The following is a 14,793-nucleotide window of genomic DNA, read 5'->3' on the forward strand; positions in this document are numbered from 1 at the left end:
GTGTGGCTTACTTCTTGGTCGCGACGGCGGGGACCGGGTCGCCGCCATGGCGCTTGGTCATCCACCACTGCTGCAGCAGGCCCAGGCCACCGTTGACCACCCAGTACAGCACCAGGCCGGACGGCATGAAGGCCATCATGACGCCGAACACGATCGGCATCATCTGCATCATCTTCTGCTGCATCGGGTCCATGCCCGGTGCCGGCGTCAGCTTCTGCGTCGCCCACATCACCGCCACGTTGATCACCGGCAGGATGAAGTAAGGGTCACGCGCGGTCAGGTCCTGGATCCAGCCCAGCCAAGGGGCCTGGCGCAGTTCCACCGATTCGACCAGCACCCAGTACAGCGCGAAGAAGATCGGCATCTGGATGAGGATCGGCAGGCAACCGCCCATCGGATTGATCTTTTCCTTCTTGTACAGCTCCATCATCGCGGTCTGGAACTTCTGGCGGTCATCGCCGTAGCGTTCCTTCAACTGCGCGATGCGCGGCTGGAAGCGACGCATTTTCGCACCGCTCTTGTACTGCACCGCCGACAACGGATACAGCACCATCTTCAGCAGCACCACCAGGCCGACAATCGCCCAGCCCCAGTTGTTGACCAGCTTGTGCACCTGGTTCAACACCCAGAACAGGCCCTGGCCGATCACGGCCATCAGCGAGAAGCGGCTGTAATCGACGACACGGTCCAGGCCGGGCACGTCTTCCTTGGCGATCTGGCTGACCAGCTTCGGGCCGACCCACAGACGTGCTTCGCTGCTGACCTGCTGGCCAGGCGCGACGTTGAAGGCCGGGCCGCGGGCTTCGATCTGGTCACGACCGTCATGCTGGGACAGCACGTAGTGGGCGACCTGATCCTTCTGCGGGATCCACGCGGTGAAGAAGTGGTGCTGCAGCATCGCCAGCCAGCCGCCGGTGATGTTCTGGTTCAGCGCGCCATCGTCCAGGTAATCCTTGAACGCACGACGCTGGTACTTCTTGTCGTTGTCGTACCAGGTGGCACCGTTGAAGCTGAAGGAGTCCGGGTTGGTCATGCTGCGCGACAGGATGGTCGGGCTGCGGTCCAGCGTCCGGTAGACATAGCCGCTCCACGGCGCCGCGCCGTTGTTGCGGACCACGTCCTTCACCTGCACCGCGTAATGGTTCCGCGACAGGGTCAGGGTGCGGTCGATGACCACGCCATTCGGGCCATTCCAGACAAACGGGACCTGCAGCTCGTTCTGGCCGTCGGCCAGCACGAAGTCGCGCTGCTCGCCCACCAGCTTGAAGCCTTCTGCGCCCGGCACCGGCACGCTCTTGTCTTCGCTGGCCCAGCCACTCACGGCGCTGTACGGGTGAACGGCATCTTCGGTCAGCAGCCGCACCGGCGGGCTGTTGTCGTCCTTGGTCTGCGGGAACTGCAGCAGCTCGGCATCCAGTACGCGGCCACCATCCAGCACCAGGCGCAGGACGTCGGTGGTGATGGTGATGCGCTGGCTGGCCGGCGCGGCCGTGGCCTGTGCCGTGGCGGCAGCCGGGGCACCATTGGCGCCGGGGACCTGCGCGCCGGGCACGCCGCCCGGGGTGGTGCCCGGCACAGCCTGCTGGGTTGCCGGGGCCGACGTCGTGGCGGCGGTGACCGGCGGGGCAGCCTTTTCACGGCCCCACTCCATCCACAGCAGCACGGCTACCATCAGCCAGGCAAAAATCAGGAAAATACGGGTCTGGTTCATCAGCGGACAGGCTCTGCGTTGCCGGGACGTGGTGCCGGCTCATTCGAAGAAGGCGATGCGACGCCGTCGGGAGGCGGCATTGTGCCGTCCAGGACCGGAGCGGGCAATGCACCAAGGCGACGCAACAGGCGCAGGAAGGCCTGACGGATCTCGTCGTTGCTGGCTGCGCGCGCCGCACTGCGGGCCACGACGACAACATCGCCTGGCTGCAGGTCGGCACGGCAATGACGCATGGCGTCGCGCAGGACGCGCTTGATCCGGTTACGCCCTACGGCGTGCGGATCCACCTTGCGTGAAACGGCCAGACCCATTCTGGCCGGCCGGTCTCCCGGCAGCCAGTGAAGGGTCATCAGCGGTTCGGACACCCGGCGGGCGCCGTTGAAGACCGTAGAATATTCGGCACGCGTGCGAACACGCGCAGAGCGAGGGAATCGCTTGCGCGGGTCGGCATTACTCACTATCGGAAGGATTGCGTCTGCCGCGGGAAGCGGCATGGCAATCAGGCGCTCAGGACTTTGCGGCCCTTGGCGCGGCGACGCGACAGGATCTTGCGGCCGTCTGCGGTCTTCATACGGGCACGAAAACCGTGGTCGCGCTTACGCTTGAGGTTGCTGGGCTGGAAAGTGCGCTTGGTGGCCATGTTGGGCCTCTCGTATGAAATGGACGGAAAGAACCGGCAATTCTGGAGGTCATACCCCCCTCAAGTCAAGCCCTTGTGACTACGTTATTTCATGGGGCTGTGCAATAGCTGTGGATGATTTTGTGAATAACTGGGGGACAACCATTCCAGAGCCTGCCGCGCGGTGGTAGTCTGAGTCATCCTTTTCCCCCTTTCCGGCCAGTCGGGACGGTGCTTTCCTGCGCCCTCCCCCCGGCCCAAGATGATTATTGCCGATGGATGCCTGGTCCCGTTGTCTCGAACGCCTTGAGGCGGAATTCCCGCCCGAGGATGTTCACACCTGGCTGAAGCCGCTGCAGGCCGATCTGCGCGCTGACGCCTTGATCCTCTTCGCTCCGAATGCCTTCATCGTGGACCAGGTACGCGCCCTTTACCTGCCACGCATCCGCGAGCTGCTGACCCATTTCGCAGGGTTTGGCGACGTTTTTCTTGAAATCGGCTCGCGTCCGCGGCCCATGGAGACGCAGATCGCGCCGAATCCGGGGCTGTTCACCGGCGGTGCCTCGCCCGCTGCGCCACCGCTGGCCAGTGAGCCGGTGGTGCCGTTCGCCGGCAACATGGATTCGCACTACACCTTCGCCAATTTCGTCGAAGGCCGGAGCAACCAGCTGGGTCTGGCCGCCGCCTTCCAGGCCGCGCAGAAGCCGGGTGACCGTGCGCACAATCCGCTCCTGCTGTACGGCGGCACCGGTCTGGGCAAGACCCACCTGATGTTTGCCGCCGGCAATGCGATGCGCGAAGCCAATCCGCATGCCAAGGTGCTCTACCTGCGCTCGGAACAGTTCTTCAGCGCGATGATCCGGGCCCTGCAGGAAAAAACCATGGATCAGTTCAAGCGCCAGTTCCAGCAGGTGGACGCGCTGTTGATCGATGACATCCAGTTCTTTGCCGGCAAAGACCGGACGCAGGAAGAATTCTTCCATACGTTCAACGCGCTCTTCGACGGCAAGCAGCAGATCATCCTGACCTGCGATCGGTATCCGCGCGAAGTCGAGGGCCTGGAAGCGCGCCTGAAGTCGCGGCTTGCCTGGGGCCTGTCGGTCGCCATCGAGCCGCCGGACTTCGAAACGCGCGCGGCGATCGTGCTGGCCAAGGCACGCGAGCGCGGTACTGAAATCCCCGACGATGTTGCGTTCCTGATTGCCAAGAAGATGCGCTCCAATGTGCGCGACCTCGAGGGCGCGCTGAATACCCTGACCGCCCGGGCCAATTTCACTGGCCGTGCGATCACCACCGACTTCGCCCAGGAAACCCTGCGCGACCTGCTTCGGGCCCAGCAGCAGGCCATCAGCATTCCCAACATCCAGAAAACCGTCGCCGATTACTACGGGCTGCAGATCAAGGATCTGCTGTCCAAGCGGCGGACCCGGTCACTGGCCCGGCCACGCCAGGTGGCGATGGCGCTGACCAAGGAACTGACCGAGCACAGCTTGCCCGAGATCGGAGACGCCTTCGCCGGACGTGACCACACCACGGTGCTGCATGGCTGCCGCCAGATCCGGACGTTGATGGAAACCGACGGCAAGCTGCGGGAAGACTGGGACAAGCTGATCCGCAAGCTGAGCGAATAATGCACGGACGCCATTGAGGCGTCATCGCACAAAACGGTGCAGAATCCGGGGGCAAGCGTGGGGCATGTTGTGGATAAAAAGCCTGCTGTAGACGCCTCGGATTTTATCCACAGCTTTCCCCACCCCTTGAGGGGCGGTATTCCAGAGGGTTTCGAGCATGAAATATTGTTTGGAAACAAATACTTAGATGTGTTTTCCCTGAATTCTGGCTCTACCATCACCACCAAGCTTTTGATTTATTCCACATCTTTTAAAGCATAGGGGCACGGAACCACATGCGTTTCACACTGCAGCGCGAAGCCTTTCTCAAGCCGTTGGCACAGGTCGTCAACGTGGTCGAACGCCGCCAGACCCTGCCGGTTCTGGCCAATTTCCTCGTCCAGGTCAAAGACGGGCAGCTTTCGCTGACCGGTACGGATCTGGAAGTTGAAATGGTGTCGCGGATCGCGGTTGAAGATGCTCAGGACGGCGAGACAACCATTCCGGCCCGCAAGTTGTTCGAGATCATCCGCGCCCTGCCTGACGGCAGCCGGATCACGGTCTCGCAGACCGGCGACAAGATCACCGTGCAGGCCGGCCGCAGCCGGTTCACGCTCGCTACCCTGCCCGCCAATGATTTCCCGTCGGTCGACGAGGTCGAGGCCACCGAGCGTGTGGTGATCGGCGAAGCCACGCTGAAGGAGCTGATCGAGCGCACTGCGTTTGCAATGGCCCAGCAGGACGTGCGGTATTACCTCAACGGTCTGCTGTTTGACCTGCGTGGCGATACGCTTCGCACGGTGGCCACTGACGGACACCGTCTGGCCCTGTGCGAGACCGACCTGGCCAAGCCCAGCGGTTCCAAGCGCCAGATCATCGTGCCGCGCAAGGGCGTCACCGAGCTGCAGCGTCTGCTGGAAAGCGGTGATCGCGAGATCGAGCTGGAAGTGGGCCGCAGCCATGTCCGCGTCAAGCGCGACGATGTCACCTTCACTTCGAAGCTGATCGACGGCCGGTTCCCGGATTACGAGGCCGTGATTCCGATTGGCGCCGACCGTGAGGTCAAAGTGGACCGCGAAGCACTGCGCGCCTCTCTGCAGCGTGCGGCGATCCTGTCCAACGAGAAGTACCGCGGCATCCGCGTGGAAGTCTCGCCGGGCAATTTGAAGATCAGCGCGCACAACCCGGAGCAGGAAGAAGCCCAGGAAGAAATAGAGGCCGAGACCACGGTCTCCGATCTGGCGATCGGGTTCAACGTGAATTACGTGCTGGATGCCCTGTCGGCGCTGCGCGACGAGTTCATCATCGTGCAGCTGCGTGATTCGAACTCCTCCGCACTGGTCCGCGAAGCCAGCAGCGAGAAGTCTCGCCACGTGGTGATGCCGCTGCGTCTCTGACATCCGGTTCCACGTGGAACAAGAAGCGCCCGACATGTTCGGGCGTTTTTTTTGTTCCACGTGGATCATTCGTAGCAGGCGGAGCATCGCGCCACTGAGTCGCCCCATGGACCGATGGGGTCTTCGATGCAGGGTTCGTTGGCCGGTCGTTCGTAAGATGCGCTGGTGCGGCGGGCCAGATGTCGATGGTTTGCCACGTGCGTCGCACCCCCCCTGTTTTCGATTATCCACATCCCGGCCGGACCTGATCGAAGGGGCTCCCAAGCTTTTAAATCTGGGTATAAATCTAAAGCATGGTGGTGATGGTAGGGCCAGATTTCATGTATAACTAGCCTATATGCATGATTTATATAGGTTTATTGGCCTTGAAACCCCCCTTCCAAGTGGGGGTTGGGCTGGGGGAATACCTGTGGATAGATTTCGGGGCTTAGTAAAACCGCTTTTTTATCCACAGCTTGCGCAGAGGTTGTGTATAAGTAATCCCAAGGGTTTCAAGACGTATCCGGCCACGCCGTCAATTTCTTGAAATCTGATGGGGCGCGCGGGTTGGGACCCAGCAGAATTCAAGGATTCGACGCCTTTCACGTGGAACAGCGACCCGCGAAGGGCGCAGATTCCTTGAAATCTGATGGTTGGTGCGACCAGCAAGGCCACAGAAGGCAGCGGATTCGAGACGATTGAGCTGCATCGCTGCCCGATCTCCATGGCCAGTCGATGCCCTTGACCGATGCAGTAAGCTGGTAGATCGCTCACCCTCCCGCGCCGTCGATTCCGGCAACCTCCCTTCATGCAGATCCGCCGCCTTTCCCTACAGAACGTACGTCGATTCGAGTCGGCAGACCTGTTGCCGCATCCGGGTATCAACCTGCTGACGGGCGACAACGGCGCCGGAAAGACCAGCGTGCTCGAAGCGCTGCACCTGATGGCCTACGGGCGCAGCTTCCGCGGCCGCGTGCGGGACGGTTTGATCCGTCAAGGCCAGGAATCGTTGGACGTTTTCGTGGAATGGGACGAATCCAACGCCGAAGGCAGGGAAACCCGGCGTCGCGCGGGTCTTCGTCATTCTGGACAGGACTGGAAAGGCCGGCTGGACGGAGAAGATGTCGCGCAGCTGGGAAACCTGTGCGCAGCCTTGGCCGTGGTGACCTTTGAGCCCGGCAGCCACGCACTGGTGAGCGGGGGCGGCGAGCCCAGGCGTCGATTCCTGGATTGGGGTCTGTTCCACGTGGAACCAGACTTTCTTTCCCTGTGGCGGCGATATTCCCGGGCGCTGAAACAGCGCAATGCCCTGCTGAAGCAAGGGGGAGCGCCGCGAATGCTGGACACATGGGATCATGAGCTCTCGGAGGCGGGAGAACCGCTGACCAGTCGGCGTCTTCATTACCTGGAGCGCCTGCAGTCCCGAGCCGTGGAACTGGCCGCCGAACTGGCGCCACAACTGGACGTGCAGTCAATGACGCTCAGCCCTGGCTGGCGCCGCCACGAGGTGTCCCTCGCCGATGCGTTGCTGCTTGCGCGCGAGCGAGACCGGCAGGCGGGCTATACCTCGGTGGGACCGCACCGTGCGGATTGGACAGTTGGCTTCGGCAGCATCCCGGGGCGCGACGCACTGTCGCGTGGACAGGCCAAGCTGACTGCCCTCACCTGCCTGTTGGCCCAAGCCGAAGACTACGCCGTGCAACGCGGGCACTGGCCGGTGATTGCACTGGATGACCTGGGATCAGAGCTGGATCGCAACCATCAAGGCCGGGTGCTGGACCGACTGCTGGCTGGCCCGGCGCAGATATTCATTACCGCCACCGAAACCCCATCACCACTGCTGGATCGCACTGATATCGCGCGGTTCCACGTGGAACATGGCCAAGTGACCGGTGTGCCATAGTGGTCCACGGGGTAGACCTGCCCGGCTGGTATAATTCAGGTTGTATCACCCCCTCTTTCTCGGCGCGCCATTCGTTGGCGCCCGACCTGCGGAGCCTACGGCGAGCGCAATGACCGACGAACAGAACACCCCTGCACCTGCAAACAGCGGCACCTACGACGCCAACAGCATCACTGCGCTGGAGGGCCTGGAGGCCGTCCGCAAGCGTCCCGGCATGTACATCGGTGACGTACACGATGGCACCGGCCTGCACCACATGGTGTTCGAAGTCGTCGACAACTCCATCGATGAGGCGCTCGCGGGCCATGCCGACCACGTTTCGGTCACGATCCACGCAGACGGGTCTGTGGGCGTGACGGATAACGGCCGTGGCATCCCGACCGGCAAGCACGAGCAGATGAGCAGGAAGCTGGATCGCGAGGTCTCGGCAGCCGAGGTCGTGATGACGGTCCTGCACGCAGGCGGCAAGTTCGACGACAACAGCTACAAAGTCTCCGGCGGCCTGCACGGCGTGGGCGTCAGCGTGGTCAACGCGCTGTCGCAGAAGCTGACGCTGGACATCTATCAGGGCGGTTTCCATTACCACCAGGAATACGCCGACGGTGCGGCCGTGATGCCGCTGAAGCAGGTTGAGGCCAGCACAAAGCGTGGTACCACCCTCCGATTCTGGCCCTCGACCAAAGCGTTCCACGACAACGTCGAGTTCCACTACGACATCCTCGCCCGTCGTCTGCGCGAGCTCTCGTTCCTCAACTCCGGCGTCAAGATCGTGCTGATCGACCAGCGCGGAGAAGGTCGTCGCGATGATTTCCACTATGAAGGCGGCATCGCCAGCTTCGTGGAGCATCTTGCCCAGCTGAAGACCCCGCTGCATCCGAACGTGATCTCGGTCGTGGGCGAGCACAGCGGTATCACCGTGGAAGTGGCGTTGCAGTGGACCGATTCCTACCAGGAAACGATGTACTGCTTCACCAACAACATTCCGCAGAAAGATGGCGGCACCCACCTGGCCGGCTTCCGCGGCGCGCTGACCCGCGTGCTGAACAACTACATCGAACAGAATGGCATTGCCAAACAGGCCAAGATCAACCTGACCGGCGATGACATGCGCGAAGGCATGATTGCCGTGCTGTCGGTCAAGGTGCCGGATCCCAGCTTCTCCAGCCAGACCAAGGAAAAGCTGGTCAGCTCGGATGTCCGTCCGGCGGTGGAGAACGCATTCGGCCAGCGTCTGGAAGCGTTCCTGCAGGAAAATCCGAACGAAGCCAAGGCCATCGCCGGCAAGATCGTCGATGCGGCCCGTGCGCGTGAAGCGGCACGCAAGGCACGCGATCTGACCCGCCGCAAGGGCGCGCTGGATATTGCCGGCCTGCCCGGCAAGCTGGCCGATTGCCAGGAAAAGGATCCAGCACTGTCGGAATTGTTCATCGTCGAGGGTGACTCGGCAGGTGGCTCCGCCAAGCAGGGACGCAACCGCAAGAACCAGGCCGTGCTGCCGCTGCGCGGCAAGATCCTCAACGTGGAGCGTGCCCGTTTCGACCGCATGCTGGCCTCGGACCAGGTGGGCACGCTGATCACCGCGCTGGGCACGGGCATCGGCCGGGACGAATACAACCCGGACAAGCTGCGTTACCACAAGATCATCATCATGACCGACGCCGACGTCGACGGTGCGCACATCCGTACGCTGCTGTTGACGTTCTTCTACCGGCAGATGCCGGAGCTGATCGAGCGCGGTTACGTCTACATCGGCCTGCCGCCGCTGTACAAGATCAAACAGGGCAAGACCGAGCTCTACCTCAAGGACGATCCGGCGCTGGATGCGTACCTGGCCAGCAGCGCGGTGGAAAATGCCACGCTGGTGCCGGCCAGCGGCGAGCACGGCATCGAAGGCGTCGCGCTGGAAAAGCTGCTGCTCAGCTACGCCGGCGCGCTGGACTCGATCTCCCGTAACGCCCACCGCTATGACCGTCAGCTGCTTGCCGCACTTGTCGACTTCATTCCGATGGATCTGGAACACCTGCGCAATGCAGCGCCCGAAGACGGCCTGGATGCGTTGGCAGCACGCCTCAACCAAGGCAGCCTCGGTTCGGCGCGTTTCACCCTGGAACTGCAGGAACCCAACGATCAGCGCCCCGCTGCCGTGTTGGTGACGCGCCGCCACATGGGCGAAGTGCACATCCAGGTGCTGCCGCTGGCCGCGTTCGACGGTGGCGAGCTGCGCGCGATCTACCAGGCGGCATCGCTGCTGCACGGTCTGGTGCGCGAGGGCGCTGTCATCTCTCGCGGTGCCAAGTCGATCGAAGTGACCTCGTTTGCGCAGGCGCAGGCCTGGTTGCTAGATGAAGCCAAGCGCGGTCGCCAGATCCAGCGATTCAAGGGTCTGGGTGAAATGAATCCGGAACAGCTGTGGGATACCACGGTGAACCCGGATACGCGTCGTCTCCTGCAGGTCCGCATCGAAGATGCGGTGGCGGCTGACCAGATCTTCAGCACCTTGATGGGCGATGTGGTCGAGCCGCGCCGCGACTTCATCGAGGACAATGCGCTCAAAGTGCACAACCTGGATATCTGACACAATCCGAAGAGATCGCCCCGTGCAACGCGCACGGGGCGGAGCCCCCTTCAGCTGCCAGGTTGCCGATGTCCGTCACTGCCCAGGTCCCACCGCCGCCGCTGCCTGCGGCCGCACCGCCACCCGCCGCACCGCGCAAGGCCGGCTCACCGCTCGCCGGATTTCTGATCGATGTGGGTCTGGCCGGGTTGATCCTGTTTGGCATCAGCCTGATGGCAGGACTTGTGTGGGGGCTGTACCGCGGGGTCATGGTGGGCATGGAGGCCGCTTCCCAGAAGGCTGACGCGCCGGATCCCAACGCAGTGGCTGCCCTGCTCGGTCAGCCGGGGCCGTTGGCCCAGATCCTGATGGCGCTGGTGGCGACCGGCGGTGCGGCCCTGATTCTTTACTTCTGGCGACGCCCCGCCACGCGTGTGGAACGTGAAACCTCACGGCACGCGGCCGCCAAGCTGTCCACGTGGGGCTGGACCCTGTTCGTCGCGGTGCTGGTCATCATCTTCAGCAACGGCATTGCCTTCCTGGCCAAGCGCGCCGGTATCGAGCCGGTTCCGACAAACCTGGACCTGATGACCCGCGCGGTGGATCAGTTCCCTGTGTTCCTGATGCTGTTCGCTGTCGTGCTGGCACCGGCCTACGAAGAGCTGCTGTTCCGCCGCGTGTTGTTCGGCCGCCTGTGGCAGGCCGGCAAGCCCGTGCTGGGCATGGTGTTGAGCAGTCTGGCCTTCGCGCTCGTGCACGAGATACCGGGAACCAGTGCGAACGGGCCCGCTGAAATCGCCCAGTTGTGGCTGATCTACGGTGGCATGGGTGCCGCGTTCTGCTGGCTTTACCAGCGCACAGGAACCCTGTGGGCGCCCATTGCCGCGCATGCGCTGAACAATGCGGTGGCCTTGAGCATGCTGATGCTGTTCGGCACCCACTGAAGCATCCGCCGAGCGCGGCTCGGCGATACAACAGCAGCCCCCTTCTGCGCCGACGAAGCGGCAGCGCCAAGCCACGCTCGGCGGATGCCATCACCGTTCGCGAAGTACGACGGACAACGCCATCGAGCCTGTGCCGCGCCTACCGTGCAGGGATTGACGAAAAATTAAGCTTGCGGCGTGGACACTCAGTGCATGAACACGGGGAATGGATCCATGAAACGACTTCTGCTGGCTTTTACGATCACCGCACTGCTTAGCGCATGCGCCACCACCACCTCGCCGACCGGGCGCCGTCAGGTCGTGGGCGGTGTATCCCAGGCCGAGCTCGATCAGCTGGGTGCCCAGGCTTTTGCGGAGACCAAGCAGAAGGAAAAGGTCAGCACAGACCCCAAGCAGACCGCCTATGTGCAATGCGTGGTCACGGCCCTGGTGGCTCAGCTGCCTGCTCAGTACCGTGGCGTACGGTGGGAAACGGCGGTCTTCGCCGATAACGAACCCAATGCCTTCGCGCTGCCAGGCGGCAAGGTGGGCGTGAACTCCGGCATCTTCACCGTGGCCAAGAATCAGGACCAGCTTGCCGCGGTCATCGGTCATGAGATCGGCCACGTCATCGCGCGCCACCATGAAGAGCGCATCACCCGGCAGATGGGCGCGCAGACGGGTCTGTCTGTGGTCGGCGCACTGGCCGGCGCTGCCTATGGGGATACCGCAGCGAGCGCGGTCAATCAGTTCGGCGGCATGGGCGCGCAGACCCTGTTCCTGCTGCCCGGTTCGCGTACCCAGGAAAGCGAAGCCGATGTGGTCGGCCAGAAGCTGATGGCCGAGGCCGGGTTCGATCCCGCGCAGGCCGTCAACCTGTGGCAGAACATGATGTCGGCGAGCGCGGGACGTAGCCCCCAATGGTTGTCCACCCATCCGGACCCCGCCAATCGGATCCGTGAACTGCAGCGCGATGCGCCTGGATTACAGGGCGTCTATCAGCAGGCGCAGGCGGCCGGACGCAAGCCGCGCTGTAGCTGAGCTTCGATGAAAATGCTGTGATGCAGCACAGGAAACGATTTCTCACGTCCCATAATTCTGATACGTTTGGCGGCTCAGATTTTTCTGACGTACGTCATTGCTGCCGCTAAGCGGTCCGATCGAGGTGAAAGATGATGCTCCGTAACCACAAGCAAGCCCTGCTGACCATGCTGATCGCGACTGCCGTGAGCGGCGCCGTAGTCACCGATGCCTTCGCGCAGACGCGCTCCGCCGACCGTTCCGAGCAGCGCGAGCGCCGTGGCAGCAGCAAGGCCGAAACGGCTGCGCCGCTCTACCCGAACGCGACCCGCAAGGAACCGGGCGTGAAGTCCTCGCCGAAGCTTGGGAAGCAGCTGCAGAAGCTGATCGACAGCTACAACGAGCAGCAGTACCCGGAGACGCTGACCGAAGCGCAGTCCATCATCGGCAATTCGGCGGCGAACGAATACGATAAATCGCTCGCCCTGCAGCTGGCGTCGCAGGCCGCTTACCAGACCGATGACGTCGCCACGGCGAAGAAGTACCTGCAGCAGGTGCTGGACCTCAATGGCCTGGATAACAACGGTCACTTCCAGTCGATGCTGATGCTGGCCCAGTTGCAGCTGCAGGACGACGACAAGGCCGTGCAGGCACAGGGCTTGACCCTGATCGACAAGTATTTCGCCGAGAGCGGTTCGAAGAAGCCGGAAGACCTGATGGCCAAGGGCCAGGCGCTGTACCAGCTGGAGCGCTATGCCGATGCGATCCCGGTGCTGCGTGAAGCCATTGCCGCATCCCCCGAGCCGAAGGACCAGTGGAACCAGCTGCTGATGGCTGCACTGTCCGAAGCCGGCCAGACCGGTGACGCGGTCAAGGAAGCCGAGCAGATCGCGGCGAAGAACCCGACCGACAAGAAGGCGCAGATCAATCTGTCCAGCATGTACATGCAGGCAGAGCAGATGGACAAGGCCGCCGCGATCATGGAAAAGCTGCGTGCTGCCGGCCAGCTGACCGACGAACGCGAATACAAGCAGCTGTATTCGATCTACGCCAACAGCGAAAACAAAGAAAAAGAAGTAATCTCGGTCATCAACGAAGGACTTGAGAAGGGCATCCTGAAGCCGGACAACCAGGCTTACCTGGCCCTGGCCCAGTCTTACTACTATTCCGAACCGCAGCAGGTCGACAAGGCGATCGAGGCGTGGCAGAAGGCCGCACCGCTGTCGCCCACCGGCGAGACGTACCTGAATCTGGCGCGTGTATTGCACAGTGAGGGGAAGATTCCCCAGGCCAAGGAAGCAGCACGTCAGGCCAAGGCCAAGGGTGGCCTGAAGAACGCCGCGGATGCGGATAAAATCATCAACCTGAAGTAAGTAGGAATAACGCCTGAATGCCTGCGCAAAGCGTACGCAGGCACTCAGGATTGGTATAAGCTTGGAGGTTCCTGCGGTGTCATGCACCGCTGATCAGGGTTACCGCTCCCCGGTAACCCGGCCCCACAATTGAGCTCTTGGCGCATGACGGAACAACTAGTCTTTCACCGCTACGAACAAACTGCAGAGAAAGGGCTGAGCTGGCCCCGGATCTTCGGGATCGCGTTTGTAATCGCCCTGCATCTGGCTGCCTTCATGATGCTTCTGATTCCTGCCGTGGCCCCCAAGGCTGCTGCGGAAAAAGAACGCAATGTGATGGTGACCATCGTCGACGCGCCGCCGCCGCCACCGCCGCCGCCGCCGCCGCCGCCGCCGGATGAGACCCCTCCGCCGCCAGTGAAGAATCTGTCGCCGCCGAAACCGTCGCCCGTTCCCCCGCCGCCGCAGGCGCCGGTGGTCGACATTCCGGATCCGCGTCCGACCGATATCGTCACCCCGCCGTCGCCGCCTGCGCCGCCGGCACCGCCGACCTCCATCGAGGCCAGCGTGGATATCTCGTCCAAGAACATGAATCCCCCGCGTTATCCGCCGGCTGCATTCCGTGCGGGCATCCAGGGTGAAGTGATCCTGATCATCGATGTCGATGCCCAAGGCAACGTCACCAATGTCACGGTCGAGAAATCCAGCCGTAACCGCGACCTGGATCGCGCTGCAATGGAGGCCGCACGCAAGTGGCGCTTCAACGCAGCAGAATCGGGCGGCAAGAAAGCCGCGGGCCGCGTCCGCGTACCGGTCAACTTTGCACTGAGCTGATACGCCGGGTGGCCCCCGGGCCACCTCTGCTGACAGTTCGTTAGTCCAGCTACACCCTTCAACACCACACACAACAAAGGTAAGCGTCATGCTGCAGGAAATTTTCATCGCCGCTGCTGCTGGGGGCAACTCCAACGCCCTGTCGCAGATGGGCTTCGAGCACCTCATCCATGAAATGACCAGCCAGCCGGGCGACTTCGCAGTCTCCTGGGTCGTGCTGATCACCTTGATCGTCATGTCGGCCATGTCCTGGTACTGGACTGTCATCAACATCTTCCGTGCTGCCCGCCTGAAGGCTGCTGCTGACAAGGTCACCAGCCTGTTCTGGGATACCCCGAACGCGCAGGACGCCATCCGTGCCATGGAAGAGCAGCCGGCTTCGGAGCCCTTCTCGAAGATCGCCCTGGACGCCGCACAGGCTGCCGCCCATCACCAGCGTGCCGAAGGCGGCGCAACCGGTGGCCTGGGTGAGACCCTGAGCCGTTCGGAATTCGTCGACCGCGCCCTGCGTCAGGCCGTGACCCGCGAAAGCAACAACCTGCAGTCGGGCATGACCCTGCTGGCCACCGTCGGTGCAACCGCTCCGTTCGTCGGTCTGCTCGGTACCGTGTGGGGCATCTACGGCGCGCTGATCAAGATCGGTGCAACCGGTTCGGCCTCCATCGATGCCGTCGCCGGCCCGGTGGGTGAAGCGCTGATCATGACCGCGATCGGCCTGTTCGTGGCTATCCCGGCCGTGTTCGCCTTCAACTTCTTCAGCAAGATCAACAGCGCGACCATCAGCCGTTTCGATACGTTCGCACACGACCTGCATGACTTCTTCGCTACCGGTTCGCGCGTCCGCTAAGGACGCGCTGTACCCGGCACGAAGGTAGTTCACACCGATCTAGA

12 protein-coding genes are annotated in these 14,793 nt (G+C 62.6%); 9 read left to right on the forward strand and 3 right to left on the reverse strand.

The window, feature by feature from the left end; translation table 11 throughout:
- Positions 1–7: 7 nt before the first annotated feature.
- From yidC to rpmH, 3 genes are read right to left on the reverse strand one after another with little or no spacing between them, the layout of a single operon-like run.
- Positions 8–1,711: a membrane protein insertase YidC gene (gene yidC / locus ABRP17_RS08395; protein ID WP_188325540.1), complete on the reverse strand. Its 1,704-nt coding sequence runs from the start codon at positions 1,709–1,711 to the stop codon at positions 8–10.
- Positions 1,711–2,205, reverse strand: a complete 495-nt coding sequence (rnpA, locus tag ABRP17_RS08400; protein ID WP_188325541.1) for a ribonuclease P protein component — start codon at positions 2,203–2,205, stop codon at positions 1,711–1,713. Before rnpA ends, yidC begins: the two co-directional genes overlap by 1 nt.
- A gap of 5 nt (positions 2,206–2,210) precedes the next feature.
- Positions 2,211–2,351 carry a 50S ribosomal protein L34 gene (rpmH, locus tag ABRP17_RS08405; protein ID WP_006404565.1) on the reverse strand — a complete coding sequence of 47 codons (141 nt, stop codon included), beginning with the start codon at positions 2,349–2,351 and terminating at the stop codon, positions 2,211–2,213.
- A 254-nt stretch (positions 2,352–2,605) separates the two neighbouring features.
- Here rpmH and dnaA point away from each other — a divergent pair, with 254 nt between their 5' ends.
- The 9 genes from dnaA (at position 2,606) to exbB (ending at position 14,749) form a co-directional block, all read left to right on the forward strand.
- On the forward strand, positions 2,606–3,961 hold the full coding sequence (dnaA, locus tag ABRP17_RS08410) for a chromosomal replication initiator protein DnaA (RefSeq protein WP_188325542.1): 1,356 nt from the start codon (positions 2,606–2,608) through the stop codon (positions 3,959–3,961).
- A gap of 275 nt (positions 3,962–4,236) precedes the next feature.
- A complete protein-coding gene (gene dnaN, locus ABRP17_RS08415; RefSeq protein ID WP_192081942.1) occupies positions 4,237–5,337 on the forward strand; it encodes a DNA polymerase III subunit beta in 1,101 nt (366 codons plus the stop codon).
- 787 nt (positions 5,338–6,124) lie between these two features.
- Positions 6,125–7,219: a DNA replication/repair protein RecF gene (gene recF / locus ABRP17_RS08420; RefSeq protein WP_349986517.1), complete on the forward strand. Its 1,095-nt coding sequence runs from the start codon at positions 6,125–6,127 to the stop codon at positions 7,217–7,219.
- A gap of 109 nt (positions 7,220–7,328) precedes the next feature.
- A complete protein-coding gene (gene gyrB / locus ABRP17_RS08425) occupies positions 7,329–9,794 on the forward strand; it encodes a DNA topoisomerase (ATP-hydrolyzing) subunit B (RefSeq protein WP_349986515.1) in 2,466 nt (821 codons plus the stop codon).
- Positions 9,795–9,862: 68 nt separating this feature from the next.
- On the forward strand, positions 9,863–10,717 hold the full coding sequence (locus ABRP17_RS08430) for a CPBP family intramembrane glutamic endopeptidase (protein ID WP_188325546.1): 855 nt from the start codon (positions 9,863–9,865) through the stop codon (positions 10,715–10,717).
- 213 nt (positions 10,718–10,930) lie between these two features.
- The gene (locus tag ABRP17_RS08435) at positions 10,931–11,737 is read left to right on the forward strand and encodes a M48 family metallopeptidase (RefSeq protein WP_188325547.1); all 807 of its coding nucleotides are present in this window, start codon (positions 10,931–10,933) and stop codon (positions 11,735–11,737) included.
- Positions 11,738–11,868: 131 nt separating this feature from the next.
- Positions 11,869–13,089, forward strand: a complete 1,221-nt coding sequence (locus tag ABRP17_RS08440; protein WP_188325548.1) for a heme biosynthesis protein HemY — start codon at positions 11,869–11,871, stop codon at positions 13,087–13,089.
- A 255-nt stretch (positions 13,090–13,344) separates the two neighbouring features.
- On the forward strand, positions 13,345–13,902 hold the full coding sequence (locus ABRP17_RS08445) for an energy transducer TonB (RefSeq protein ID WP_188325549.1): 558 nt from the start codon (positions 13,345–13,347) through the stop codon (positions 13,900–13,902).
- 88 nt (positions 13,903–13,990) lie between these two features.
- The gene (gene exbB, locus ABRP17_RS08450; protein WP_188325550.1) at positions 13,991–14,749 is read left to right on the forward strand and encodes a TonB-system energizer ExbB; all 759 of its coding nucleotides are present in this window, start codon (positions 13,991–13,993) and stop codon (positions 14,747–14,749) included.
- The last annotated feature ends 44 nt before the right edge of the window (positions 14,750–14,793 follow it).

Source organism: Stenotrophomonas sp. WHRI 8082 (genome assembly GCF_040223995.2).
Classification (GTDB): domain Bacteria; phylum Pseudomonadota; class Gammaproteobacteria; order Xanthomonadales; family Xanthomonadaceae; genus Stenotrophomonas.